Here is a 24829-nt window from a genome sequence, read left to right as displayed (position 1 = left end):
CCGTTCGAAACCGAGCCTGCAAGGAGTTCACGATGAAGATCCTCATGGTACTGACCTCCCATGACCAGCTGGGCAACACCGGCAAGAAGACCGGTTTCTGGCTGGAGGAATTCGCCGCCCCCTACTTCGCGTTCCGCGATGCCGGCGCCGCGGTGGTGCTGGCTTCCCCCAAGGGCGGCCACCCGCCGCTGGACCCGAAAAGCGACGACCCGGACGCGCAGACCGAAGCGACCCGCCGCTTTCGCGACGATGACCAGGCACGCCGGGCGCTGGCCAACACCCAGGTGCTGGCCGGCCTGGAGCCGGGGGACTACGACGCCCTCTTCTACCCCGGTGGCCACGGTCCGTTGTGGGACCTGGTGGACGACCGGCATTCCATCGCGATGATCGAAGCCTTCTACGCAGCCGGCAAACCGATCGGCGCCGTGTGCCACGCGCCGGCGGTACTGCTCAACGCCAAGGCAGCGGACGGCGCGCCGCTGGTGCAGGGCAACGCGGTGACCGGCTTCTCCAACTCCGAAGAAATCGCCGTCGGTCTGGTCGAAGTGGTGCCCTTCCTGCTGGAGGACGCGCTGAAGGAAAAAGGCGGCCATTACTCCAAGGTGGCCGACTGGCAGCCCCATGTGGTCGCCGATGGCAACCTGATCACCGGGCAGAACCCGGCCTCCTCCGAGCCCACGGCGGCGGCCATGCTGGAACTGCTGAGCGGTCGAAAGGGGGAGATGTAAGCCGAATGGCGACGGATCGATGCTTGTAGGGGCGAATTCATTCGCCAAGCAGAACGAAGTTCTGCCGTAGGTTGGTGCTGAGCCTGCGAAGCCCAACAGCGGCGCGACCACGAAGCGTTGGGTTTCGCTTCGCTCTACCGCAACCTACGGATCTGCAGCAACGCAGGATGAGTTGTAGGAGCTAGCTTGCTAGCGAAAAAGGGCCATTCGCTGGCAAGCCAGCTCCTACGGGCAATTCGCCCCCAGAAAAAGCGACAGCCCCGCAATCAACGCAACAGCTTGGTATCCAGCACGTCCGACGCGCCTCCCATGATGTTCTCGCTGATCTCGATGAAGTCCCTGGTGCTGGCCTTGTCCAGGCGCATCAGGCCGCGGGTGACGTCGTCCAAGGAGTGCTTGCCGTCGGTGCGCAGGCGGATTTCCTTGTCCAGGTCCTGCAGCAGCAGCACGGCGCGGGCGGTGATGGCGCCGCTGGCATGTTCGCCGCGCAGGCTGTCCACCTTCTTGCTCCATTGGCGCAGCTGCTTGCGGATCGCCTCGTAACGGTCCTCGCCCAGGCCACCTGCACGGCGCAGCAGTTCGATGGCGTAGTACTCGGCCACCCCTTCGCTGATCCAGTCGCTGCGGTCGGTATCGCTGATCCGGCTGAGCACGTGCACCAGCTCGTGCATCAGGGAACTGGTGCCGTTCTCGCTCACCATCGGGCGCGCCGAGTGCATGAAGAACGAGTTGGGGCCCGACAGGCCGCCGCGCCACATGGGGTCGTCGGCGCCGACAATCAGCAGCTTGCCCGGTTCACGGGGAAAGACTGCCTGGGCGTGGGGCCAGACGAAGGTGAGCATGGTGAGGATGTCCATGCGCCGCATGCCCTCGCCTACCGGGGCGCTGACGGTGACATCGGTATTGCCCAGGGTGACCCGGCGGCTGCCCAGCTTGCCAGCGAGGATCCAGCCGGTGGGACGGTCGAACATGCGTTCGGGATTGTCGATGCGGAAACGGTTCTTGCCGATGCGTGGCCAGCCGGTTTCCACCGATTGCCAGCCGCCGGGCAGTTCGAACTGCAGGCGCGCCACCAGTTCGACGCCCTCCACCATGTCCAGGCGCGCCGCCGGCACCAGATCATCACCGCGCAACAATGCCCAGTCCGGGGTCATGCGGGCATCGAAGCGGCCGTCGCCACGGGGATGGCTGACGCGCACCCGGTAGCTGAGGCTGGCCTTGCCCTTGCCGGGCACCCAGGTGCCGTGGCCCGGGTCCTCCTGGCTCCAGGTGCCGCTGGCCTTGAAGTCGCTGTAGTAGCCCTTCTCGCCCAGGTCGAAGCGCAGGCTGCGTATGCCGTCGCCCTTCTCCAGCAGCAGATTGACTTCCGCCTGGTCGCTCTCGGGCAGAAAGCGTACCTGATAGTCGAGATCGACCTTCTTCGCCGCCCACAACGGGGCGCTCAGGGTGAGCAGGACGGTGGACAGCAGGAGCTGGGATCGGGCGGACATCGAGGATGGCTTCCTTGGTGGGTGTGGCGGTCAGTCCCTGAGACTCGAAAGGCGGCGGCTTGATCCGTGACCGGCCCTGCAGCGCAGTGAAAAAAGCGAGCGCGGCGGCCGGTCTGCAACCGCCTAGCCTGCGCGGAAAATCAGATATTCCTCCCAATCATCCTCGGAGACGCTGGTCTCGCTGAGCATGCGACCGGATTGGGAGATGCCCGTCTTGTGCACCGCTTCGGGGTCATTGCAGACCAGATGGTGCCAGGGCGGCAGGTCCTTGCCCTCGGCCACCAGGCGATAACCGCAGGTGGGCGGCAGCCACTGGAACTCGTCGGCCTGGGCCGGGGTGAGCTGGATGCAGTCGGCGACGAACTGGCGGCGATTGGCGTAGTCGGTGCAGCGGCAGGTCTTCAGGTCCAGCAGCTTGCAAGCGATGCGCGTGTAATAGACGCTGCCGTCGTCCTCGTCTTCGAGCTTCTGCAGGCAGCACAGGCCGCAGCCGTCGCAGAGGGATTCCCACTCTTGCTGATCGAGCTGGGCGAGGGTCTTGCGCTTCCAGAAGGGTTCGACTTTGGCGGCCATGGTGTGCGGTGGGGTCGGTTCGGGGGGCGCGTAGTCTAGTCGGGTCCAGGGTCTCGGCCAAGCATAGCTGACCGTCGGTTGCGGCGCGGCGAATTCAGTAGCCTCGCTCGAAATTGACCTGCCCGCGCAACGGCTCGCCCGCCTGGTAGTGGTTGAGGTTGTCGATGAACAGCCGGGCCATGGCGCTAGGCAGCGTGGGCGCCGAACTGTGGCCGGTGATCAGCAGGTTGGGGGCGTTCCAGAACGGGTGCCAGGCGGGCAACGGCTCTTCACGACAAACGTCGATCACCGCGGCCGCCAGCTGGCCGGCCTGCAGGGCTGCCACCAGGTCGTGGTCCACCACCGCCACGCCGCGCCCGGCATTGATGAACAGAGCGGTCGGGCGCATGCAGGCGAAGATCGCCGCGTCGTAGATGTCGCGGGTGGCCGGGGTATCCGGCAGCAGGTTCACCACGCAATCGGCCCAGGCCACCTGTTCGGCCAGCGCCTCCATGCCGAAGACCCGCTCGAAAGGCTCCAGCGGACGCGGCTCGCGGGCGATGCCGTGGAGTTCCACGCCAAAGGGGTCGAGGAAGCCGGCGACGCTCTGGCCGATATCCCCGCTGCCGACGATCAGCACCCTCTTGCCTTCGAGGCTGCGCGGCAGGCGGTTGTCCCAGCGCTTCTCGGCCTGGGCGGCGACCCGCGAGAACAGCTGCCGCTGATGGGCCAGCAGGTAGGTGAGGACGTACTCGGCCATCACCTGGCCGAAGATGCCCACGGCGCGGGTCAAGCGGTAGTCCTGGGGCAGGTCGGCAGCCAGCAGCGGGGTGATGCCGGCCCAGGTCGACTGCATCCACTCCGGCTTGCAGCCCCTGCGCAGCAGCTCCGCCATCAGGTCGGGCTCGCCCAGCCACACCGGGCATTCCCGCGCGGCGTCCAGCAGGTTCCCGACTTCACTGCCGCCATGGAACTGCAGACCGGTCTGGGTGCGCAGCAGGTCGGCGTAGAGGGCGAACTCTTGTTCGGCGATGAGGATTTTCATCAGACGGGGTCGTTCATCCGCAGCAGTTCTTCCGGCAGGTGCTCGATGTACTCGTCCTGGGCCGGCGGCATCTGCAGGTGGAAGCCCTGCTTCTCGATGTTCTCCAGCACCTTGTTGATGTCCTCGCGGGCCAGCTGGCGCTCGGGGGTCAGCACCAGGTCGAAGGCATGCTGCGGGGCGCCGAAGGCGGCGATCAGGGCTTCGGGCACGCGGCTCAGGGCTTCGCGCTTGTCGACGTAGAGGTACATCTCGTTCTTGCGCGGGCTTTTGTAGATGGAACAGATACGTTTCATGGTCGGGCTCGTGGGGCGAGCCGTGCCGGACGGCACGGCGGATAGGTTCATTGGCCGGTCGTGGCCAGGGCGTCCAGCAGGGCCTGGCCCATCAGCTCGCGGCGCCAGCCACGCAGGCCGTCGGGCAGGCTGTAGGGGCCGTTGGGGAACCCGCTCTTGAGCAGGGCTTCCAGGTGCTTCTTGCGCAGCATCAGTTCCGGCGCCATGCCCAGGCGCTCGGCCTCTGCATGGCCGATGGCACGCAGCTTCTTGAGCAGCGGCGCGGCTTCCGGCGGCAGCGGCTCGGGCAGTGCCTCGGGCCACTGTTCCGGTGGAGTCCCGGCGGCCTCGCGAATCAATTTAAGCAGGGTATTGCCGTCCTGACGCACGGTGCGCGGGTGCATGTCGTCGATCCGCGCCAGGGACACCAGGTTGTCCGGCTGGAAGCGCGCCAGGGGCCAGAGGCTGTGTTCACGCAGGATGCGGTTGCGCGGCTGGTCGCGCAGGCGCGCCTCGGTCTCGCGCCAGGCGCAAAGCTCGCGCAGCACGGCGAGCTGGGCACGAGACAACTTCCAGGCCAGCTTGGCTTCGCGGTAGAGCTCCTGGGGAACGACCTCACGGCGCAGGTTGGCCACCAGTTCGGCGCCGTCTTCCAGCACCCAGGCGCGCTTGGGCTCGCTCAGGCGCGGCTCCAGGGCGACGTAGAGTTCGGCCAGGTGCTGCGCGTCTTCGGCGGCATAACGCACCTGCATCTCGGTGAGCGGACGCTGCAGCCAGTCAGAACGGGTTTCGTCCTTGGGCAGGTCGATGCCGAGGACTGCCTGCACCAGGCGGGAATAGCCCATGGAGTAGCCGATGCCGAGGTAACCGGCTGCCAGCTGGGTGTCCAGCAGCGGCTGCGGCAGGGTGCCGGTCAGGCGCAGGAAGACTTCCAGGTCCTCGCTGCAGGCGTGCAGCACCTTGAGTACGGCCCGGTCCTCCAGCAGTTCGGCGAAGGGCGACCAGTCGCGAATCAGCAGCGGATCGATGAGGAAGGCGTGTTCACCGTCGCCGACCTGCACCAGGCCGGCCCTGGGGTAGAAGGTGTCGACCCGCATGAACTCGGTGTCCAGGGCCACGAAGGGCAGGCGCCGCCACGCGGCGCAGTGTTCGGCCAGCGCAGCGTCGTCGCGGATCCAGATAATGTCGATGGCCACAGGGCTCTCCTTGAATCAGTGGCGCGCAGTATATATCGCGCCGGGTCCTCGCTTCGCGCCTTGCATCACTCCCGCCCCGCCGCTGCTGCTCCGCACGGGGGGCGCCCAGGTTTTGTACGAGAAGTCGTCGAGCGCAGGCAGTCTTCGTACATAACCTACGCCAGTTCCGTGCGCAGCCGCTGCCGCAGGGCTTCGGAACTGGGCTGCATGGGCAGGCGCAACTCGTCGCGGATCAGCCCCTGCATCGCCAGCAGGCTTTTCACCGGGGCCGGATTGGGTTCGGCGAAGGCCAGGCGAATCAGTGGCTGTATCTTCTGGAAGATCGCACGCGCGGCCTCAAGTTCACCTTTGCCGATGCATTCGGCCATTTCCACGAACCGGCGCGGGTGGATATGCGCCGACGCCGCGATCGCGCCACGGCCCCCCATGCACAGAGTGGTGAAGATCTGCCCGTCTTCGCCGGTCAGCACGTCCAGTTCACCGTCGGCGATCAGCGCCAGGGTGGTTTCCGGATTGCCGCCGCAGTCCTTGATGGCCACGATCCGCGGGTGCCGGGCGAGCTGGCGCAGGGTAGCCAGCTCCAGGCGTACGCCGGTGCGGTAGGGAATGTCATAGAGGATCAGCGGCACGCTGGAGGCATCGGCGATGGCGCCGAACCAGGCCAGCAGGCCCTCCTGGGACGGGCGGATGTAGTAAGGCGCCGGCACCAGCACACCGGCGATGGGGCGACGCTGCACCTCGCGCTGGAACGCCAGCAGTTCGGCCAGGTTGTTGCCCGCCAGCCCCATCACCAGGCGCTCGCCGGGCACCTCTTCGAGCAACGCGTCGAGCACCGCCAGCTGCTCGTCCTTCGACAGCGCCGCCGCCTCGCCCGTGGTGCCACAGGCCACCAGCCCGGCCACGCCTTCGTCCAACAGGTGCCGGGCCAGGCGGCGCAGGGCGGGGAAGTCGATGGCGCCATCGTTGAAGGGGGTCACCAGGGCAACCCAGATTCCAGAAAACACAGGCATTGCAGATCTCCTTTGGCTGACCGTCAGAGTCACCGTCGGAGGGATGCAGGGAGGGGGTTCGAAAGGGGGGAGTCCCGGTTCACGCCTACTGTCCTGTCAGCCCATCTGACGGGACAGCGCGCCCCGGTCAAATGAGCGACTGTTTCTTGGATTTCTTGCCTGCGCCAACGCCATGGGCCGACGCCAGGACCTGGAAGGCCTGGGCGGAAACGGCGGAGTGGGCGATGGCGGACATTGAAAGGCTCGGTTGGATCAAGCGAGGCACCGATACTGCTCAGTCCGCCCCGGCGCTGTCAACCGTGGCCTGCCTGATGGCACGACATTCAGCCCTGGCGCCGGCCACGGGCGGCTGCTAAAAAAGCCCGCGCAGAACAACAGGCCCCGGCCATCACCCCACCTCAACGGATACAAGAAGATGAAGAAGCTGCTGGGCGTGCTCGCCCTGCTGATCGCCGCCGTGGCGGTCTACCTTGCTGTCACGCCCTCCCCCATCGACCCGCTGGCCTGGGACGCGCCCAAGGCCCCAGCGATGACCGGCGTACTGGAGCCCAACGACACCCTGATGAAGGCCGAGCTGATCGCCCAGGGCCAGATACACGGACCGGAAGACACCGCCGTCGACGGCCAGGGCCGCCTCTACGCCGGGCTGCACGATGGCCGCATCGTGCGCTTCGACGACAAGGGCGAGGTGGAAACCTTCGTCGAAACCGGCGGCCGCCCGCTGGGCATGGACTTCGACGCCGCCGGCAACCTGATCGTCGGCGATGCCTACAAGGGCCTGCTGCGCATCGACCCGCAAGGCAACATCAGTGTGCTGGCCAGCGAAGCCGACGGCGTGCCCTTCCGCTTCACCGACGACCTGGACATCGCCCAGGACGGCCGCATCTACTTCACCGACGCCTCCAGCAGGTTCCAGCAACCGGATTACCTGCTCGACCTGCTGGAGGCCCGCCCCCACGGCCGCCTGATGCGTTTCGACCCGCTCAGCGGAAAGACCGAGGTGCTGCTCAAGGACCTCTACTTCGCCAATGGCGTGGCGCTGTCGGCCAACGAGGACTTCGTGCTGATCAACGAGACCTACCGCTACCGCATCACCCGCTACTGGCTGAGCGGCGAAAAGGCCGGTACCCACGACGTCTTCATCGACAACCTGCCGGGCCTGCCGGATAACCTCCAGGGTGACCACCAGGGCAGCTTCTGGGTCGCCCTGCCCTCCCCGCGCAAGGCTGACGCCGACTTCCTCCACACCCAACCCTGGCTGAAGGCGCAGATCGCCAAGCTGCCGCGCATGTTCTGGCCCAAGCCGGTGCCCTACGGCCTGGTGCTGCAACTGAACGAGAAAGGCGAGATCGTCCACAGCCTGCACGACACCAGCGGCGCCCACCTGCGCATGGTCACCTCGGCCAAGCCGGTGGGGGATTACCTGTACCTGGGTAGCCTGGACAATGACCGGATCGGCAAGTTGAAGATTCGCTGAGGCACGGAAGGCTTTCTCACGGGGGCATCGAACATGTAGGAGCGAGCTTGCTCGCGAACGGGCGAGCTCAAGAGCTTCGCGAGCAAGCTCGCTCCTACATTGCCTGCTTACAAGGCTCGCGCTGGCGGCAGGTGGGAAGTCGCCCCTACAGGATTCATGGCTTCACCAGGCTCCTGCCCCAGCAGCTCCTGCATCCGGGCACGGGTCGCAGCCATCAGCTCGTCGAGCCGCGCCGCATCGTACTGGCTGGCGTCGATGGGCTCGCCCACGTGCACTTCCACCTTCTGTCCCAGGTTCAGGCGGAAGGTGCGCGCCGGCAGCACGCGGTGAATGCCGCGAATGGATACCGGGATGATCACGGCGTCGGTATCCAGGGCCAGGTGGAAGCAGCCCTTCTTGAACTTCAGCAGGCGGCCATCGGCGGAACGGGTGCCTTCAGGTGCGGCCCAGAGGACGATGCCGCTCTCCATCATGTGCCGCGCGGTTTCCAGGTCCGCCAGGGCCTGGCGGCGGTTGTGCCGGTCGATGGAGGGGAACTCCGCCGCGCGCATGGCCGGGCCGAGGAAGGGGATGCGGAACAGCTCCTTCTTCGCCAGCATGCGGATCGACCCCGGCAGGGCGACGAAGCTGGCCGGGATGTCGTAGTGGCTGGAATGGCTGCAGAGAATCAGGTAGCGACGGCCATCGTTGAAATCGGGTATCGCACCGTGCACCGACAGGTCCATGCGCACCAGGCGCAGCAGCAGGCGCGACATGGCACGGGTATAGCGATCCACGCAGGCGCGGTCGAGGCGCTTTAGCGGCGCACGCACCAGCACCAGGCAGCAGTAGTAGAGGACCACCAGCAAGGTCCCCAGGATCACGCCAAGGCGGCGGATCAGCGAGGCACGTTCATTCGGCAGTTGCAGGCTTGGCATCGAGCTCTCCCATCTTCTCCCCGCGCGACTTCATGCACGGGTGACCTTATGATGCCGATTGTCATCGTTTCGACACACCCGGCCCGCCGGCCTCCCGACCAGACACCCCTGCCACGGACCCAGCCCATGGACAAGAAAGACCTGCAGATCATCGCCCTCCTGCAGCAGGACGCCTCGATTTCCCTCGCGGAGCTGGCCGAAGCGGTGAACCTCTCCCCCACGCCCTGCTGGCGGCGCCTGCAGAAGCTGCGCGAGGACGGCGTGATCACCCGGCAGGTAGCGCTCTGCGATGCCGAGCGGCTCAAGCTCGGGGTCACGGTGTTCGTCACCATCCGCACCAGCCGCCACAGCGATGACTGGACCCGGCAATTCATCGAAGGCACGCGCGACATTCCCGAGATCGTCGAGATCTACCGCATGACCGGCGACGTCGATTACCTGCTGAAAATGGTGGTGCCGGACATCAAGGCCTACGACGCGGTGTACAAGCGCCTGATCCGCGTGGCCGACCTGTCGGACGTCAGTTCCGGCTTCGCCATGGAAGTGATCAAGCACACCACGGCGCTACCCCTGGATCATCTGACCCAGACCGGCGACTCATGATTTCCCCGGCACCAGTGCATCGTAGAAAGTTCTTCCAATAACAGATTATTCTGTAGAAATTATTTCCAGACCACCGATATTCCCGACCAATCAAAGCAAAGAATTTCCCCGCCTCCACCGGTAATCTTTTCGCCATCCCGGAGGCCTTCCGTTCCAGGCAGGCACCGCTCATATCCGCTATCCCGACCCAGAGGTACACCCAGGTGGACGAACGCAAGCTGCATCTCGAAACGCTGCTGGCCCATGAAGGCCGTGAACGGGGCCGGGTCGGCGGAACCGTGAACACCCCGGTCTACCGCGCCTCCACACTGCTCTTCCCCAGCGTGGAAGCCCTGCACGCGCAGAACGGCACCCTCAACACCTACGGCCGTCACGGCAACCCCACTACCCGCTCGCTGGAGTCCGCCCTGGCCGAACTGGAAGGCGCCTACGGGGCCATGCTCACCCCCAGCGGCCTGAGCGCCCTGACCACCGCCCTGCTGGCCACCCTGAAGCCCGGCGATCATCTGCTGATGACCGACTCCGTGTACGACCCGACCCGCGCTTTCTGCGACGAGACCCTCAAGCGTTTCGGCATCGAGACCACCTACTACGACCCACTGATCGGCGGTGGCATCGCCGCGCTGATGCGTCCCAACACCCGCGTGGTGTTCCTCGAATCGCCCGGCTCCCTGACCTTCGAAGTGCAGGACGTGCCCAGCATCGCCGAAGTGGCCCATGCCCACGGCGCCCTGGTGATGATCGACAACACCTGGGGCACACCGCTGCATTTCCCTTCGTTCAGCCACGGTGTGGATATCTCCATCCATGCCGCCACCAAATACATCGTCGGCCACTCGGACGTGCTGATGGGCGTGATCATGACCACCGAATCGCTGTTCCCGCAGGTGCGCGGCTTCTACAAGCAGCTCGGCCTGTCGGTCAGCGCCGACGATGCCTACCTGGCCCTGCGCGGCCTGCGCACCCTCTCCACCCGCCTGGAACGCCACCAGCGCAATGCGGAGAAGGTGGCCCAGTGGCTGGCCGAACAGCCGGAAGTGGCACGCATCCTCTACCCCGCCCTGCCCGGCGCGCCCGGCCACGAACTGTGGAAGCGCGACTTCACCGGCGCCTGCGGCCTGTTCAGCGTGGAGTTCAAGGCGATGCCCGAACAGGCGGTGCGCGCCATGCTCGATGGCATGCAACTGTTCGGCATGGGCTACAGCTGGGGCGGTTTCGAGAGCCTGATCCTGCTGACCAATCCCGGCGCCCACCGCAGCGCGACCACCTGGAAGAGCGATGGTCCGCTGGTGCGCCTGCACGTCGGCCTGGAGCATCCGGACGACCTGATCGCCGACCTCGACGCCGGCTTCCAGCGCCTGCGCGCCGCCTACCGCTGAGCCACCGGCGGCGGTTCCGCGCCGCCGCCAATTGCGCGCGACAGGCTGTGCGAGCGTCCTTATGATGCTCGCCACACCAATGGTCACGACAAGGAACCCGCCATGTCGCTCGCACAGCTCATCAGCCCAGCCCAACTCAGTGCCCGCCTGGAAGAACCGGGCCTGGTCATCCTTGACTGCCGCTTCTCCCTCGATGACCCGGCCTATGGCCAGCGCGGCTATGCCGAGAACCATATTCCCAAGGCCTGCTTCGCCGACCTGGAACGCGACCTGTCCGGCCCGGTCACCCAGGGCGTGACCGGCCGCCACCCGCTGCCGGCCCCGGCGACGCTGGCCGACAAGCTGCGCGACTGGGGCATCACGGCCGACAGCACCATCGTCCTCTACGACGACGGCCCCGGCGCCTTCGCCGCGCGCGCCTGGTGGCTGCTGGCCTGGCTGGGCAAGCGCGATGGCGTATTCCTGCTGGATGGCGGCCTCAAGGCCTGGCGCGACGCAGGGCTGCCGCTCACCCGCGAGGTGCCGGTGGTGCAGCCGGGCGATTTCGCGGGCCAGCCCGACAACAACCTGCTGCTGGATGCCGACGGCTTGCAGCAACGCCTGGGCGACACCCGCCTGACCCTGCTGGACGCCCGCGCCCTGCCGCGTTTCAAGGGCGAGGTCGAGCCCATCGACCCGGTGGCCGGCCATATCCCCGGCGCCCAGTGCGCAGCCTTCACCGACAACCTCGGCAGCGACGGCCGCTTCCTTCCGGCCGAGGCCCTCAAACAGCGCTTCGCCGCGCTGATCGGCGACCGTCCGCTGGACGAGGTCGTAGCCTATTGCGGATCGGGCGTCACCGCCTGCCACAACCTCTTCGCCCTGAGCCTGGCCGGCTATCCCCTGGCGCGGCTCTATGCCGGTTCCTGGAGCGAGTGGATCACCAATCCTTCCCGCCCTCTGGCCAAGGGCGAATAAGGCAGAAAGCCAGCAGGCATGGGACTTTGCGGCCCTTGCCTGTTGGCTGTTTTTTAATCACAGCCAGCTATATAGACAATAACCAGAAGCCTGAATCGGTTTAAAAACAGGCCTTTACAGCACAAATATCGCACTAGACTTCAAATCGAGCGGCTAACTCCGCTCCCGGTGGGGCCCTTTCCTAGAACGACGAGAAGCTGCCAAAACGCCCCGGCCCCGCCGGCACCCTTCGCGAGGGCAAAATGGGAATAGCCGCCTGCGATCTCCGCCAGCATGTGATACGACCGACGCTGAATTACCTGCAGCGCCCCTCCCCCACCGCCGAAACGATCCTGCTGGGCGCCGCCGCCTGCCAGTCGGCACTCGGCTCCGCCCTGGACCGCGGCAAGGGACGCGGCCTGTACGGCATCAGCGACGAGCGCCACCAGCAGCTCTGGGACCATCACCTGGCACTGGACCCGGAACTCGCCAGCCAGGTTCGCGGGCTGGCCAGCCAGCATGCCTTCCTCACCGCGCCGCACCTGGAGCTGACAGTCAACCTGCGCTACGCCACCGCCATCGCCTGGATGCTGGTCGAATCGAGCATCCTGGTGCTGCCGGCCGCCGACGACCTGATCGGCATGGCCATGATCTGGCGCCAAGTGTTCCAGCCCGAAGGCAGCCCGAGGGATTTCATCGACGCCTGGCAACGCCATGTCGGAGGACTCAGCCAAGTTGCCTGATCACTGACCGACCAGTCAGGAACCATGGTGCCAGGCAATTTGCACGATCAGCGAAAATGCCACCAACTTCCAGATTGTTCGACAATCTTACAAGGAAGTTTGCCGAAAACCGCCAAGCTGGAAAGGCCTCCTGAATCCTGTTAGCGTGCCGGCCTTTGCACCATCGTTCAGGAGTTCACCGTGATAATCAGAGTCTTCAGGACCGCCCTCGCCCTGGCCGTCAGCGCCGCTTCCAGCTACAGCCTGGCCTCCGGCTTCGCCCTCAACGAGCAAAGCATCAGCGGCATGGGCACCGCTTTCGCCGGCCGCTCTTCTTCCGCCGATGACGCCACCACCGTTTACGGCAACCCCGCCGGCATGGCCCGCCTCAAGCGCGAGCAGGTGAGCGTCGGCGCCGCCGTGATCTTCGCCAAGACCGACATCGACGACACCCGCAGCACCTTCGGCGGCAACAACGACGGCGACATGGTTCCCACCGTGGGCGTGCCCATGGGCTATTACGTCAAGCCGATCGACGACAAATGGTCCTTCGGCCTCGGCATGTACGTGCCCTTCGGCCTGATCACCGACTACGAATCCGGCTTCGCCGGCCGTTACTACGGCAACAAGAGCGAAGTGCGGGTGATCACCCTGCAGCCCACCGTCAGCTACCGCATCAACGACCAGCTGTCGTTCGGTTTCGGCCCCACCATCAACCGCATCGACGGTGAACTGACTTCCGCGGTCCTCAACCCGCTGTCCCCGGGCCGCAACGACGGCAAGGTGAAGGTCAAGGGCGACGACACCGCCCTGGGCTTCAATGCCGGCGTGCTCTTCGAACTGGACGCGCGCACCCGCATCGGCCTGACCTACCACTCCAAGGTGGATTACAAGCTGGAAGGTGACACCACCCTCAGCGGCAGCGGCTTCGGCCCCCTGGCCGGCAAGTACGACGCCTCCCTGGACCTGGAAACCCCGGAATCCGTCGACTTCTCCGTCACCCATGACCTGAACGACGCCTGGACCCTCTACGCCGGTAGCACCTGGACCCGCTGGAGCCGCCTGGAAGAAATCCGCGTTGAAAACACCGGACGCCTGCCTGCCGCCCTCAGCAACATCACCGAAGAGCAGGACTGGCGCGACACCTGGTCCTATGCCGTGGGTGCCGCCTACAAGCTGAACCGCCAGTGGACCCTGCGTGCAGGCCTGGCCTACGACCAGTCCCCGACCCGCAACGAGTTCCGCTCGCCGCGCATCCCCACTGACGACCGCAAGATCTTCAGCCTGGGTGCCGCCTGGAGCCCGAACGACGATGTGACCGTCGACGTCGCCTATTCCTACCTGAAGGAAGAAGACGCCGACATCAACCAGGTCAACGCCAGCAAGGGGGCCTATCGCGCCACCTACAAGAACAGCGCCCATGGCCTGGGTGCGCAGCTGACCTATCGCTTCTGATCAGGCCACAGGAAAAACAAAGCCCGGAGGAATCCGGGCTTTTTTCTGCCTGTGGATCAGGGTTGGCTGGCCAGCGCCTGCTCCACCGCCTTCAGCAGGTCGGGATCATCCGGCTTGGTCAGGCTGGAAAAATGCGCGATCACCTTGCCCTGGCGATCCACCACGTACTTGTAGAAGTTCCAGCGCGGCGTCTGCCCGGACTGGGCGATCAGCTCCTTGTAGAGCGGTATCGCCTGGTCGCCGGTGACGTGCTGCGGCTGGGTCATGACGAAGGTCACGCCGTAGTTCTCGTAGCAGACCTTGGCGGTTTCCTCGGTGGAGGCGGCTTCCTGCTTGAAGTCGTCCGAAGGCACGCCGAGCACTTCGAGGCCCTCATCCTTGTAGCGCTTGTAGAGCGCTTCCAGCCCCTTGAACTGCGGGGTGAAACCGCAGTGGCTGGCCGTGTTGACCACCACCAGCGGTTTGCCGGCGAAGCGCTGGCAGAGGTCGATGCTGTTCTTGGAGCGGAGTTGCGGCAGGTTGTGCTGCAGGAGCGAAGGGCACTCGGCGGCCATGGCCTGACCGCCGAACAGGGCCAGCAGCGACAATGACAGGATGGGCAAGGCTTTCATGGCGAGTTCCGAAGCGGATCGGGTGATCCACCTAAGCTAGCGCCGGGCAGGCCGACTAGCAATTGAATCCCAGCTGCATCAGTGCCAGGCCGCCCTGCTGCCAGCCCCACCAGCCCAGGGCCAGCAGCAGGCCGGCGGCCAGGGCGCCGAGGACCCAGCCCAGACGCAGGCTCATGCCGCTGCGACGGGCTGCAGGCGCGCCACCGGCTGCTCGCGCACCGGCCAGTTCAGCACCGCCGCCACCAGACTGAGGAATATGGAAATCTGCCATACCAGTTCGTAACTGCCCGTGTGGTCATAGAGATAGCCCCCCAGCCAGCCGCCGAGGAAGGCGCCCAACTGGTGGAACAGGAAAACGATACCACCGAGCATGGACAGGTTGCGCACGCCGAACAGGGTGGCGACGGTGCCGTTGGTCAGGGGCACCGTGGACAGCCACAGCAGGCCCATGGCCATGCCGAAGGCGTAGGCGCTCCAGGTGCTCAGCGGCAGATAGACGAAAGCCACGATCACCACGCCGCGCAGCAGGTACAGCGCGGTGAGCAGCTTCGGCTTGGCATGGCGGCCGCCGAGCCAGCCGGCGATATAGGTGCCGAACACGTTGAACAGCCCCACCAGCGCCAGCACCGTAGTGCCCACCGAAGCCGGCAGATGCTGGTCCACCAGATAGGCCGGCAGGTGCACGCCGATGAACACCACCTGGAAACCGCAGACGAAGAAGCCCAGGGCCAGCAGCCAGAAGCCCGAGTGGCCGGTGGCCTCGCGCAGCGCCTCGACCAGGCTCTGTTCATGGGCCTGGGGCGGCGGCGGATTGTCCTTGAGCAGCCCCGTCAGCGGCACGATCAGCGCCACCAGCAGGCCCAGCGCCAGCAGTGCGGAGGACCAGCCGAGCCAGCTGATCAGGCCGAGGGTGCCGGGCAGCATGGCGAACTGGCCGAAGGACCCGGCAGCCGCGGCGATGCCCATGGCCATGCTGCGCTTCTCCACCGGCACGGCACGGCCCACCACGCCGAGGATCACCGAGAATGAGGTGCCCGAAAGGCCGATGCCGATCAGCAGGCCGGCGCTGAGCGACAGCGACAGGGCCGAATCGGAGAAGCCCATCAGCCCCAGCCCCAGGGCGTAGAGCACGCCGCCGACGATCACCGTCTTCGCCGCGCCGAAGCGGTCGGCCAGGGCGCCGGTGAAGGGCTGCGCCAGGCCCCAGATGAGGTTCTGCAGGGCGATGGCGAAGGCGAACACCTCGCGGCCCCAGCCGAACTCGCTGCTCATGGGGGCCAGAAACAGGCCGAAGCCATGGCGAATGCCCAGCGACAACGCCAGGATCAGCGACGCCCCAAGAAGAACCCAGCCAGTCGTACGCCATACCGAAGTCATAGAAAGTCCTTTGCGGGTATATACCCGTTTTCCAGCGAAAATATCAGCTGATATGTTCCAGATCATCCAGCAGCGCCATCAGCGCCGCCCGCTTCTCCAGCCCCATGCGTTGACCCAGCCGCACCTGCACCTGTTCCCAGGCCTGCAGCGCTTCATCGAGGCAGGCGCGCCCGGCCGGGGTCAGGGAAACCAGGCGATTACGCTGGTCCTCGCCGCCTTCCAGATGCACCAGTCCCCTGTTCTCCAGCACCTTGAGGTTGCGCCCCAGGGTGCTGCGATCCAGCCCCAGCGCTTCGGCCAGGCTGGTGATGCTCGGCTGGTTCAGTCGGGCCAGGTTCTTCAGCAGCGAATACTGGGCGACATTCACCCCGACACCGGCGAGGGCGTCGTCGTAGAGCCGGGTCACGTTACGGGTGGCACGGCGCAACTTGGTACAGAGGCATTGGGTCGGCAACATGGATGCGTGTATATACCCGCAACCACCTGAGCGTCAATCGAAGACTGCGTGGGAGCGATGGCCGGGCCGTTTTTTCTGTGAGAGTGATTTCAATCGCCAAGCAGACCGAAGGGCTGCCCTGCGGGATGGCAGGGGGCAACTGTGTTGCCCATAGCGAATGAATTCGCCCCCACAAGGTATGGAGCCCACCGGGGGATAGGTGCGGAACGCAGCTCGCTTTTCCTGTGGGGGCGATTTCAATCGCTGAGCAGGCCGAAGGGCTGCTCTGAGGAGGCCAGGGGTGAGGTAACTGTCAGGCCAAGGCCACAGCCACCAACACCCCCACCTCGACAATCTCCACCAGCGCCCCCGCCGTATCCCCGGTGGTCCCTCCCAGCCGCTGGATGAACCGCCCTCGCAGCCAGGCAAAGATCACCAGCGCCGCCACCAGCACAATCCACGCCACCCAGCCCAAAAACAGCATCACCACCGCCTGCCCGCCCAGCCACAGCGGCAGTTCCCGGCGTGGCAGGTGTTCGGCCAGCGCCTGACCCAGGCCACCGGGGCGCACATAGGGAGTGGTGAGAAACAGCAGCGGCAGCATGCCGCGCGCCAGCCAGGGCGCCAGGAGCAGGGGCAGCCACTGCCCGGCCTGCAGCAAGGCAGCCAGCGCGGCAAACTTGAGCATCAGTACCAGCACCAGCACGACCACGGCAATGGGGCCGCTGCGGGGGTCTTTCATGATGCTCAGGGTGCGTTCACGGTCACCGTAGCCACCCACCCAGGCGTCCGCGGTATCGGCCAGGCCGTCCAGGTGCAGGCCGCCGGACAATCCCGCCCAGAGCGCCAGCAGCAGCGCGGACGACAACAGGACCGGGCGGCCGTCCAGCAGCCAGGCACCGGCCAGCAACAGGGCGCCGATCAGTACGCCCACCAGCGGATAGCAGAGCAGCGAGCGGCCGATCTGCCGAGGCTCGGGCATGCCCGGCAGGCGCACAGGCAGGCGGGTGAGGAACTGCAGGGCGATCAGCAGCGGTGTCATGGACGTTCCCGCAGGCCGTGTTCGTCGAAGGCCAGGCGGAACAGCTCGCCATGGGCGACTTCCACCTGCATCAACTGGCTACGCGGCAGTTGCCGGGCGCGGGCCACCAGGATGCGGATCACCCCGCCGTGGGTGACCAGCAATACCCGCTTGCCGGCGAAGCGTTGCCGCACGCGCTCGCCAGCAGCCAGCACCCGTGCCTCGAAATCCAGCAGGGGTTCGCCGTCCGGGGGCGTGTAGCTGTAAGGATCGTTCCAGAACAGCCCCAGGCCTTCGGCGTGGTCCTCCATGAGTTGCGCCGCGCTGCGGCCCTCCCACTGGCCGAAGTGCAACTCGCGCAGGTCGGCGTCGAAACTCAGCGGCAGGCCGAGTCGCGCCTCGAGCTCGCGAGCGAAGGCGGCGCAGCGCTGCAGGGGCGAGCTCACCAGCACATCCCAGGGGCCTGCACCGTCGACTCCGGCGCGCATCTGCGCCCAGCCGGTTGCGGTCAGGGCGTCGTCCAGGCTGCCGCGAAAGCCGCCGCCCAGCTCGGTTTCGCCGTGGCGCAGGAGGTCGAGTTTCATGCCGGGCGGTCCGACACGGAAGCTTCGGCGAAGGTGGCCATGCCGCCGTGCAGATCGCAGGCCAGGCGCAGCAGCGGCAGGGCGATGGCCGCGCCACTGCCTTCGCCCAGGCGCAGGCCCAGGTCCAGCAGCGGTTGCGCTTGCAGCGCTGCGAGCACGGCGATATGACCGGGCTCGGCGGAACGATGGGAGAACAGCAGCCACTCGCGGCACGCGGGGTTCAGGCGCACGGCACACAGCGCCGCCACGCTGCAGATGAAACCATCCACCAAGGCCGGCAGGCCCAGTTGGGCGCAGGCGAGGTAGGCGCCGGTCAACGCCGCCACTTCGAAGCCGCCAAGGCGGCGCAGGGTTTCCTGCGGGCTGTCGCAATCCTGGCGATGCAAGGCCAAGGCATGCTCGATAACCTGGATCTTGTGCGCCACGCCCGTGCCATCCAGCCCGGTGCCGGGCCCGGCCAGCGCGGTGGCCGGCAGCTCCAGCAGGGCGCAGGCCAAGGCACTGGCAGTGGTGGTGTTGCCGATGCCCATCTCGCCGCCGACATAGAGGTCGGCGCTGGCGGCCAGGGCGCGTTCGACACTGGAGCGGCCGGCTTGCAGGGCGATCAGGCACTGGGCGGCGGTCATCGCCGGTTCACGGGCGAAGTTCGCCGTACCGGCCCCGACCTGCAGGTGCAGCACACCCGGCAGCGGTTCCAGCGGCAGGGCGGTGCCCAGGTCCACCAGTTCCAGGGTGGCGCCAAGGCTCCTGGCCAACACGCTGATGGCGGCACCGCCACGGACAAAATTGCGCAGCATCTCGCCGGTCACTGCCTGCGGGTAGGCGGACACGCCCTCCTCCACCACGCCGTGGTCACCAGCGAACACGGCGAACCAGGGGCGGTCGATGGCGGGTCGTTCACGGCCCTGCTGGGCGGCCAGGGTGATGGCCAGCTCCTCCAGCTGGCCAAGCGCGCCACGGGGCTTGGTCAGCTGGTCCTGGCGGCCCCGGGCCTTGGCGCGGGCCACCGGGTCGAGCGGCTGGCAGGGCGCCTGCCACCAATGCAGTGAAGTCATAGGGGGTCTCCCTTGAGGATCATGGGCAGGCCGGCGACGGTGAAGATCACCCGTTCGCTGCGTTCGGCCAGGGCCTGGTGCAGCCAGCCGGCTTCGTCGACGTAGCGACGGCTCAGCTCGCCCAGGGGCACGACGCCCAGGCCGGTTTCATTGCTGACCAGCAGCACGCGGCCGGGCAGCGCGGCGATGCAGCCGAGCAGCGCCTCGCGTTCCTCGTCCAGATGCGCCGGGTCGTCCAGCATCAGCAGGTTGGTCAGCCAGAGGGTCAGGCAGTCCACCAGCAGGCAGGTATCGGCGGCGGCGTGCGCCTGCAGCACGCGGGCGAGCTCCAGTGGTTCTTCCACCAGGCCCCAGTGCTCCGGGCGGCGGGCGCGGTGATGGGCCACCCGCGCGCTCATCTCGCCATCGAGTGGCTGGCTGGTGGCGATATAGACCACCTTCAGGCCACTCTCAGCCGCCAGTTTCTCTGCCAGCCGGCTCTTGCCGGAGCGGGCCCCGCCGAGGATGAGTTCAGGCATTGGTAAACCTCGTCGTTCGTGGGGAGTGCATCCGTGGACCGAGTGCACGCCCGTAGGAGCCAGCTTGCTGGCGAAGGATGCACCGAAGGTTCGCCAGCAAGCTGGCTCCTACAGAGAGAGTCCGCACAGTGATCGCAGCCTCCCAATATCCAGATGCTGCTCCACCTGGTCGGCCAGGCGTTCGATGTCGCGCTCGCGCAGGGCGTGGTAGTCCACCGCTTGTACGACGGAAAGTCCGGCCCAGCGGAGGATCGCGGCGCTGGCATCGGCGGACTCGAACAAGCCATGCAGGTAGGTGCCCATGACCTGGCCATCGGCACTTCGCCCGCCGTCGGCACGGCCGTCGTCGAGCATCACGGCAGGATTCTCCAGGCCCGCACCGGTGGTGACGCCGGCATGGATCTCGTAGCCGCTCAGGGCGGCGCCATCCGGCAGCAGGCGGCCGCTGACGTTGCGCAGCTGCTTCTCCGGCTCCAGCACGGTATCCACCTCCAGCAGGGCAAGCCCTGCGCTCTCCCCTGCCGGGCCTTCCAGGCCGTGGGGGTCGGCGATGCTGCAGCCGAGCATCTGGTAGCCGCCGCAGATGCCCAACACCTTGCCGCCGTAGCGCAGGTGGCGCTGCAGGGCCCGATCCCAGCCGTGTTCACGCAGCCGCGCGAGGTCGGCGCGCACGCTCTTGGAGCCGGGCAGGATGATCAGGTCCGCCGGCGGCATGGGCTGGCCGGGGGCGACGAAGTCGAGTTGCACCTGCGGATGCAGGCGCAGCGGATCGAAATCGGTGTGGTTGCTGATGCGCGGCAGCACCGGCACCGCCACCCGCAGCACATCGCCCGTCTTGGCGGCCTGGCGCTGGTCGATGGCGTCCTCGGCTTCCAGGTGGAAGTCGGTGAGATAGGGCAGCACGCCCAGCACCGGTTTGCCGGTGCGCTGTTCCAGCCAGTCCAGCCCCGGCTTGAGCAGCGCGATGTCGCCCCGGAAGCGATTGATGACGAAGCCCTTCACCCGCGCCTGCTCGCTTTCCGAGAGGAGCTCCAGGGTGCCCACCAGATGGGCGAAAACGCCGCCACGGTCGATGTCGGCCACCAGGATCACCGGGCAGTCCACCGCCTCGGCGAAGCCCATGTTGGCGATGTCGTTGGCCCGCAGGTTGATCTCCGCGGGCGAGCCGGCGCCTTCGACCATGACCACGGAATACTGGCGGCTGAGGCGCTGGTGGGACTCCAGCACCGCCGCCATCGCGACCTTCTTGTAGTCGTGGTAGGCAGCGGCATTCATGCTGGTGACGGCGCGGCCGTGGATGATCACCTGGGCGCCGATATCCGTATTGGGCTTGAGCAGCACCGGGTTCATGTCGGTGTGCGGCGCCAGGGCGCAAGCCTGGGCCTGCACCGCCTGGGCGCGGCCGATCTCGCCACCGTCGGCGGTCACCGCGCTGTTCAGCGCCATGTTCTGCGGCTTGAAGGGCGCCACGGCCACGCCCTGGCGCTTGAGCCAGCGGCACAGCGCCGTCACCAGGGTGCTCTTGCCGGCATCGGAGGTGGTGCCCTGCACCATCAGGGTGGTCATGGACGCTCCTTGGCGTAGTCGATCAGGGCCCGGCCCAACCGCTCCCAGCCAGCCTCGTCCGGCGGCAGGCCGAAGCGCAGGCTGGCGGGCGTTTCAAACAGCCGGGTGAGGATGCCGCGAGCGGCGAGGAATTCGTGCAGGACTGGCGCGTCGTCACGCAGCAGGCGCTGGAACAACGCCGTGCCGCCACTGGCGGGCAGGCCGCAGTCGCGCAGCAGGCTCTCCAGACGCTGGCCGTCCCGCAGCAGGGCTTGCCGCTGCCGGGCCTGGCCCGCCTGATCCAGCAGCAGCGCCCTGGCCAGGGCGCGCGCGGGGCCGCTCACCGCCCAGGGCCCGAGCCACTCTTCGAGCCGCTGCAGCAGTTGCGGCTCGGCCAGCACGAAGCCCAGGCGGATCCCCGCCAGGCCGAAGAACTTGCCGAAGGATCGCAGCACCACCAGCCCCGGCAAGGGGCAATCGCCGGCGAGGCTTTCCTGCGGCGTGCAGTCCATGAAGGCTTCGTCCACCAGCAGCCAGCCGCCCTTCGCGGCCAGCCGTGCGCGCCACTCCAGCAGGGTCTGCCGGTCGAGGCGCTGGCCGGTGGGGTTGTTCGGGTTGACCACCAGCATCACGTCGAAACGCTCCAGCTCACGTCCGGCGGCTTGCGCATCCAGCGCCTGCAGCTCGTGGCCTTCGCGGCGCCAGGCATGGGCGTGCTCGGCGTAGCACGGCGAGATCACCCCTACCCGGCTGCGTTCACGCAGGCGCGGCAGGGTCTGGATCGCCGCCTGGGAACCGGCCACCGGCAGCAGGGAGGCACAACCGTAGTAACGCCGCGCCGCCTCTTCCAGGCCGTCGTCCAGCTCGGGCAGGCGCGCCCAGGCGGCAGCCGGAATGGCCGGCAAGTCCCAGCCATAGGGCGCGATGCCGGTAGAGAGATCGAGCCAGTCGGCGTCTGCTATGCCGTAGCGCCGCGCCGCTGCGCGCAGCCGTCCGCCATGTTCAAGCAAGGAACCAGCCTCCAACAATCAGCACCGCCAGCCACAGCAGCACGCCCTGGCGCACCAGGTCCATGGCGCGGCCGATGTCTTGCGCCCGCGCCGCCTGGCCTTCGCCCAGCACCGGCCGTTGATGCAGCTCGCCGTGGTAGACGGCAGGTCCGCCCAGGGCCACGCCCAGAGCACCGGCACCAGCGGCCATCACCGGACCGGCGTTGGGGCTGTCCCACTGCGGTGCCTGGCGGCGCCAGCAGCGCAGGGCCAGGGCGGTCTTGCCGAGCAGCGCGTAGGTCAGCGCCACCAGCCGCGCCGGGATGTAGTTGAGCAGGTCGTCGATGCGCGCCGCCGCCCAGCCGAAGCGCTCGAAGCGCTCGTTGCGGTAGCCCCACATGGCGTCGAGGGTGTTGGACAGGCGATAGAACACCACGCCCGGCGCCCCGGCCACGGCGAACCAGAACAGCGCGGCGAACACCGCATCGCTGCCGTTCTCCAGTACCGACTCGGTGGCGGCGCGAGCGACGGCGGATTCATCCAGCTCACGGGTTTCGCGGCTGACCATGTAGCCGACGCGCTTGCGTGCCTCCGGCAGGTCGCCCGTTTGCAGGGCGTTGGCCACAGGCTCGGCGTGTTCGTTGAGGCTGCGCAGGCCGATGGCGGCGTAGAGGGCGACCAGCCCCACCAGCCAGCCGATGTAAGGCAGCTCCGAGAGCAGCCAGGCACCGAAGGTCAGCGGCAGCACCGCCAGCCCCCAGGCACTCGCGCCATGGCTGCGCCAGCCACAGCCGCCCGGGTTGAAGCGGCGCTCCAGGCGGTTGGCGAACTTGCCGAAGGCCACCAGCGGGTGCCAGCCCTTCGGCTCGCCGAACAGGGCATCCAGCGCCACCGCGCCGAGGGCGAACAATCCCAGGCTCATGGACGCTGCCCCCATTGGTTTTCGAACACCAGCTCGGCCAGCGGACGCGGCTGGGCCCAGCCTTCGAGCACAAGCATAGGCGCCGGATAGAACCCGCTCACCGGGCCCAGGCAGAGTACCGCCAGCGGCTTGCTGCCCTCGGGCATTCCCAGCAGATCGGCCAGGGCCGCGGGATCGAACAGCGACACCCAGCCCATCCCCAGGCCTTCAGCGCGAGCCGCCAGCCAGAGGTTCTGGATGGCGCAGGACAGCGAGGCGAGGTCCATTTCCGGCAAGGTGCGGCGGCCGAACACATGGGCTTCGCGGCCATCCATCAAGGCCGCCACCAGCAGTTCGGCACAGTCGCGGATGCCTTCCACCTTGAGCCGCATGAATTCGTCGGAGCGTTCGCCCAGCGCTTCGGCAGTGCGTACCCGCTCGGCCTCCACCAGGGCGTGGATGCCTTCCCGCAGCTCAGTGGAGGTGACGCGGATAAAACGCCAGGGCTGCATCAGCCCGACGCTGGGCGCCTGGTGGGCCGCCTCCAGCAGGCGCGCGAGCAGCTCGGGGGCCACCTCGCCGCCGCAGAAGTGGCGCATGTCGCGACGCTCGGCAATGGCCCGGTAGACCGCAGCGCGCTCGTCGAGGCTGAAGGCGTGTTCGCTCATGGTCGGAACAGCTCCACGGCCGCCCGGGGATTGGACGGCAGGTAGAAGTGAATGTAGGAGGCGGTCAGCCGGCCGCAGCGGAACACTGCCTCGGCCACCGGCTTGTCGTTCGGGCAAAGGCCGCGAACCAGGGGCTGCAACGGCGAGTCCAGCAGCGAATGGTGGAAGGTGTGACCGCGCAGATGACCTTCCGGCAGCGCTGCCTCCTGCAGGGCCAGCGCCGCCAGGCGCTTCTGCATGGTCGCGCGGCCGGGCAGCAGGCCCAGCAGTTCCGCGCTCTCGCCGCTCGTGTCGGTCAGGGCGTCGAACAGATAGAGCATGCCGCCGCACTCGGCGAGGATCGGCTTGCCCGCTCCATGGTGCGCGCGAATGGCTTCGGCCATGGCGCGGTTGCCTTGCAGCTGGCGCAGGTGCAATTCGGGGTATCCGCCCGGCAGGTAGAGGCTATCCACCTCGGGCAGCTGCTCATCGATCAGCGGCGAGAAGAACACCAGCTCGGCGCCCAGCCGCTGCAGCAGGTCGAGGTTGCCCTGGTAAAGGAAAGCGAAGGAGGTATCCCGCGCGACGCCGATGCGCACACCGGCCAGCTCTTCAGCGATCGCCTGCAGCTCGGGCGCGGCAAAGCTCACCGCCGGTGGCACGGCCACTTCGGCGCTGGCGGCCAAGGCATCGGCAGCGGCGTCCAGGCGCGCCTCCAGGTCCGCCAGTTCTTCGGCCTGCACCAGGCCCAGGTGACGACTGGGCAGTTCCACGTCCGCGCTGCGCGGCAGGGCGCCGTACCAGCGGATCCAGTCCGGCAGGCTGTCGCGGATCAGGTTGCTGTGACGCTGGCTGCCGACGCGATTGCCGAGCACGCCGGCAAAGGGCAGGTCCGGCTGGTAGGTGGCCAGGCCCACGGCCAGGGCGCCGAAGGTCTGGGCCATGGCGGCGCCATTGATCACGCCGAGCACCGGCACGCCAAAGCGGCGCGCCAGGTCAGCGGCCGAGGGCGAGCCGTCGAACAGCCCCATCACGCCCTCGATCAGGATCAGGTCGGCCTCCCCTGCCGCTTCCCAGAGCAGGCGGCGGCTTTCCGCCTCGCCCACCATCCACAGGTCCAGCTGGTAGACCGGGGCCGCGGATGCGCGGGCGAGGATCATCGGGTCGAGGAAATCCGGGCCGCACTTGAACACCCGCACGCGCTTGCCCTGACGTGTGTGCAGGCGGGCCAGGGCGGCGGTGACGGTGGTCTTGCCCTGGCCGGAGGCGGGAGCGGCGATCAGCAGGGCCGGGCAGCTCCGGGCGAGGTCAGACATGGGATGCCCTCTCCCCGGCCCTCTCCCTGAAGGGAGAAGGAGTAGCG

Annotated in this window: 26 protein-coding genes; 7 read left to right on the top strand and 19 right to left on the bottom strand. The window is 67.2% G+C overall.

Features of this window, described 5'->3' with window-relative positions; all coding sequences use genetic code 11:
- The first annotated feature begins 32 nt into the window (after positions 1-32).
- On the top strand, positions 33-728 hold the full coding sequence (locus ACFW0B_RS02770; RefSeq protein WP_449146430.1) for a type 1 glutamine amidotransferase domain-containing protein: 696 nt from the start codon (positions 33-35) through the stop codon (positions 726-728).
- A 266-nt stretch (positions 729-994) separates the two neighbouring features.
- Here ACFW0B_RS02770 and ACFW0B_RS02765 read toward each other — a convergent pair whose 3' ends face one another.
- From ACFW0B_RS02765 to dapA, 6 genes are all read right to left on the bottom strand, one after another.
- Positions 995-2218 (bottom strand): hypothetical protein, encoded by a 1224-nt coding sequence (locus ACFW0B_RS02765; RefSeq protein ID WP_449146429.1) that lies wholly within the window; start codon positions 2216-2218, stop codon positions 995-997.
- Between the two features lie 123 nt (positions 2219-2341).
- Complete coding sequence (locus tag ACFW0B_RS02760) at positions 2342-2791, bottom strand: YcgN family cysteine cluster protein (protein WP_449146428.1); 450 nt, start codon at positions 2789-2791, stop codon at positions 2342-2344.
- Between the two features lie 94 nt (positions 2792-2885).
- Complete coding sequence (locus tag ACFW0B_RS02755) at positions 2886-3815, bottom strand: D-2-hydroxyacid dehydrogenase (protein ID WP_449146427.1); 930 nt, start codon at positions 3813-3815, stop codon at positions 2886-2888.
- On the bottom strand, positions 3815-4108 hold the full coding sequence (locus ACFW0B_RS02750; protein ID WP_449146426.1) for a YcgL domain-containing protein: 294 nt from the start codon (positions 4106-4108) through the stop codon (positions 3815-3817). Before ACFW0B_RS02750 ends, ACFW0B_RS02755 begins: the two co-directional genes overlap by 1 nt.
- 47 nt (positions 4109-4155) lie before the next feature.
- On the bottom strand, positions 4156-5283 hold the full coding sequence (gene rnd, locus ACFW0B_RS02745; RefSeq protein WP_449146425.1) for a ribonuclease D: 1128 nt from the start codon (positions 5281-5283) through the stop codon (positions 4156-4158).
- 155 nt (positions 5284-5438) lie between these two features.
- Positions 5439-6293 carry a 4-hydroxy-tetrahydrodipicolinate synthase gene (dapA, locus tag ACFW0B_RS02740; protein WP_449146424.1) on the bottom strand — a complete coding sequence of 285 codons (855 nt, stop codon included), beginning with the start codon at positions 6291-6293 and terminating at the stop codon, positions 5439-5441.
- A 415-nt stretch (positions 6294-6708) separates the two neighbouring features.
- Between dapA and ACFW0B_RS02735 the strand changes: the two genes are divergently transcribed.
- Positions 6709-7770, top strand: a complete 1062-nt coding sequence (locus tag ACFW0B_RS02735) for an SMP-30/gluconolactonase/LRE family protein (protein ID WP_449146423.1) — start codon at positions 6709-6711, stop codon at positions 7768-7770.
- Positions 7771-7877: 107 nt separating this feature from the next.
- Here the strand turns inward: ACFW0B_RS02735 and ACFW0B_RS02730 are convergent, their stop codons facing one another.
- Positions 7878-8687, bottom strand: coding sequence for a lysophospholipid acyltransferase family protein (locus ACFW0B_RS02730; protein ID WP_449146422.1), 810 nt, complete (start codon positions 8685-8687; stop codon positions 7878-7880).
- Between the two features lie 126 nt (positions 8688-8813).
- Between ACFW0B_RS02730 and ACFW0B_RS02725 the strand changes: the two genes are divergently transcribed.
- The 5 genes from ACFW0B_RS02725 to ACFW0B_RS02705 all read left to right on the top strand — a co-directional run bounded on the left by ACFW0B_RS02725 (position 8814) and on the right by ACFW0B_RS02705 (position 13782).
- Positions 8814-9290, top strand: coding sequence for an Lrp/AsnC family transcriptional regulator (locus ACFW0B_RS02725; RefSeq protein ID WP_449146421.1), 477 nt, complete (start codon positions 8814-8816; stop codon positions 9288-9290).
- 203 nt (positions 9291-9493) lie between these two features.
- Positions 9494-10669, top strand: a complete 1176-nt coding sequence (gene metC, locus ACFW0B_RS02720) for a cystathionine beta-lyase (protein WP_449146420.1) — start codon at positions 9494-9496, stop codon at positions 10667-10669.
- Between the two features lie 102 nt (positions 10670-10771).
- The gene (locus ACFW0B_RS02715; protein ID WP_449146419.1) at positions 10772-11626 is read left to right on the top strand and encodes a sulfurtransferase; all 855 of its coding nucleotides are present in this window, start codon (positions 10772-10774) and stop codon (positions 11624-11626) included.
- 242 nt (positions 11627-11868) lie between these two features.
- Positions 11869-12348, top strand: coding sequence for a hypothetical protein (locus tag ACFW0B_RS02710; protein ID WP_449146418.1), 480 nt, complete (start codon positions 11869-11871; stop codon positions 12346-12348).
- A 180-nt stretch (positions 12349-12528) separates the two neighbouring features.
- On the top strand, positions 12529-13782 hold the full coding sequence (locus ACFW0B_RS02705; RefSeq protein ID WP_449146417.1) for an OmpP1/FadL family transporter: 1254 nt from the start codon (positions 12529-12531) through the stop codon (positions 13780-13782).
- Between the two features lie 56 nt (positions 13783-13838).
- Here the strand turns inward: ACFW0B_RS02705 and ACFW0B_RS02700 are convergent, their stop codons facing one another.
- From ACFW0B_RS02700 to ACFW0B_RS02645, 12 genes are all read right to left on the bottom strand, one after another.
- Positions 13839-14393: a glutathione peroxidase gene (locus ACFW0B_RS02700; RefSeq protein WP_449146416.1), complete on the bottom strand. Its 555-nt coding sequence runs from the start codon at positions 14391-14393 to the stop codon at positions 13839-13841.
- A gap of 171 nt (positions 14394-14564) precedes the next feature.
- Positions 14565-15770, bottom strand: a complete 1206-nt coding sequence (locus tag ACFW0B_RS02695) for an MFS transporter (protein ID WP_449146415.1) — start codon at positions 15768-15770, stop codon at positions 14565-14567.
- Positions 15771-15813: 43 nt separating this feature from the next.
- Positions 15814-16227, bottom strand: coding sequence for a MarR family winged helix-turn-helix transcriptional regulator (locus tag ACFW0B_RS02690; RefSeq protein ID WP_449146414.1), 414 nt, complete (start codon positions 16225-16227; stop codon positions 15814-15816).
- 292 nt (positions 16228-16519) lie between these two features.
- A complete protein-coding gene (locus tag ACFW0B_RS02685) occupies positions 16520-17248 on the bottom strand; it encodes an adenosylcobinamide-GDP ribazoletransferase (protein ID WP_449146413.1) in 729 nt (242 codons plus the stop codon).
- Positions 17245-17811, bottom strand: coding sequence for an alpha-ribazole phosphatase family protein (gene cobC / locus ACFW0B_RS02680; protein WP_449146412.1), 567 nt, complete (start codon positions 17809-17811; stop codon positions 17245-17247). The genes ACFW0B_RS02685 and cobC overlap by 4 nt, the downstream gene beginning before the upstream one ends.
- A complete protein-coding gene (gene cobT, locus ACFW0B_RS02675) occupies positions 17808-18866 on the bottom strand; it encodes a nicotinate-nucleotide--dimethylbenzimidazole phosphoribosyltransferase (protein ID WP_449146411.1) in 1059 nt (352 codons plus the stop codon). The genes cobC and cobT overlap by 4 nt, the downstream gene beginning before the upstream one ends.
- Positions 18863-19384 (bottom strand): bifunctional adenosylcobinamide kinase/adenosylcobinamide-phosphate guanylyltransferase, encoded by a 522-nt coding sequence (cobU, locus tag ACFW0B_RS02670; RefSeq protein ID WP_449146410.1) that lies wholly within the window; start codon positions 19382-19384, stop codon positions 18863-18865. The genes cobT and cobU overlap by 4 nt, the downstream gene beginning before the upstream one ends.
- Positions 19385-19492: 108 nt before the next feature.
- On the bottom strand, positions 19493-20950 hold the full coding sequence (locus ACFW0B_RS02665; RefSeq protein ID WP_449146409.1) for a cobyric acid synthase: 1458 nt from the start codon (positions 20948-20950) through the stop codon (positions 19493-19495).
- Complete coding sequence (gene cobD, locus ACFW0B_RS02660; RefSeq protein WP_449146408.1) at positions 20947-21939, bottom strand: threonine-phosphate decarboxylase CobD; 993 nt, start codon at positions 21937-21939, stop codon at positions 20947-20949. Before cobD ends, ACFW0B_RS02665 begins: the two co-directional genes overlap by 4 nt.
- A complete protein-coding gene (cbiB, locus tag ACFW0B_RS02655; protein ID WP_449146407.1) occupies positions 21932-22840 on the bottom strand; it encodes an adenosylcobinamide-phosphate synthase CbiB in 909 nt (302 codons plus the stop codon). The genes cobD and cbiB overlap by 8 nt, the downstream gene beginning before the upstream one ends.
- A complete protein-coding gene (gene bluB, locus ACFW0B_RS02650) occupies positions 22837-23487 on the bottom strand; it encodes a 5,6-dimethylbenzimidazole synthase (RefSeq protein WP_449146406.1) in 651 nt (216 codons plus the stop codon). The genes cbiB and bluB overlap by 4 nt, the downstream gene beginning before the upstream one ends.
- On the bottom strand, positions 23484-24782 hold the full coding sequence (locus tag ACFW0B_RS02645; protein ID WP_449146405.1) for a cobyrinate a,c-diamide synthase: 1299 nt from the start codon (positions 24780-24782) through the stop codon (positions 23484-23486). Before ACFW0B_RS02645 ends, bluB begins: the two co-directional genes overlap by 4 nt.
- Between the last annotated feature and the right edge of the window lie 47 nt (positions 24783-24829).

This window comes from Metapseudomonas phytobenefica, assembly GCF_043392685.1.
GTDB lineage: Bacteria > Pseudomonadota > Gammaproteobacteria > Pseudomonadales > Pseudomonadaceae > Metapseudomonas.
This window is presented reverse-complemented; position numbering and strand designations above follow the sequence as displayed.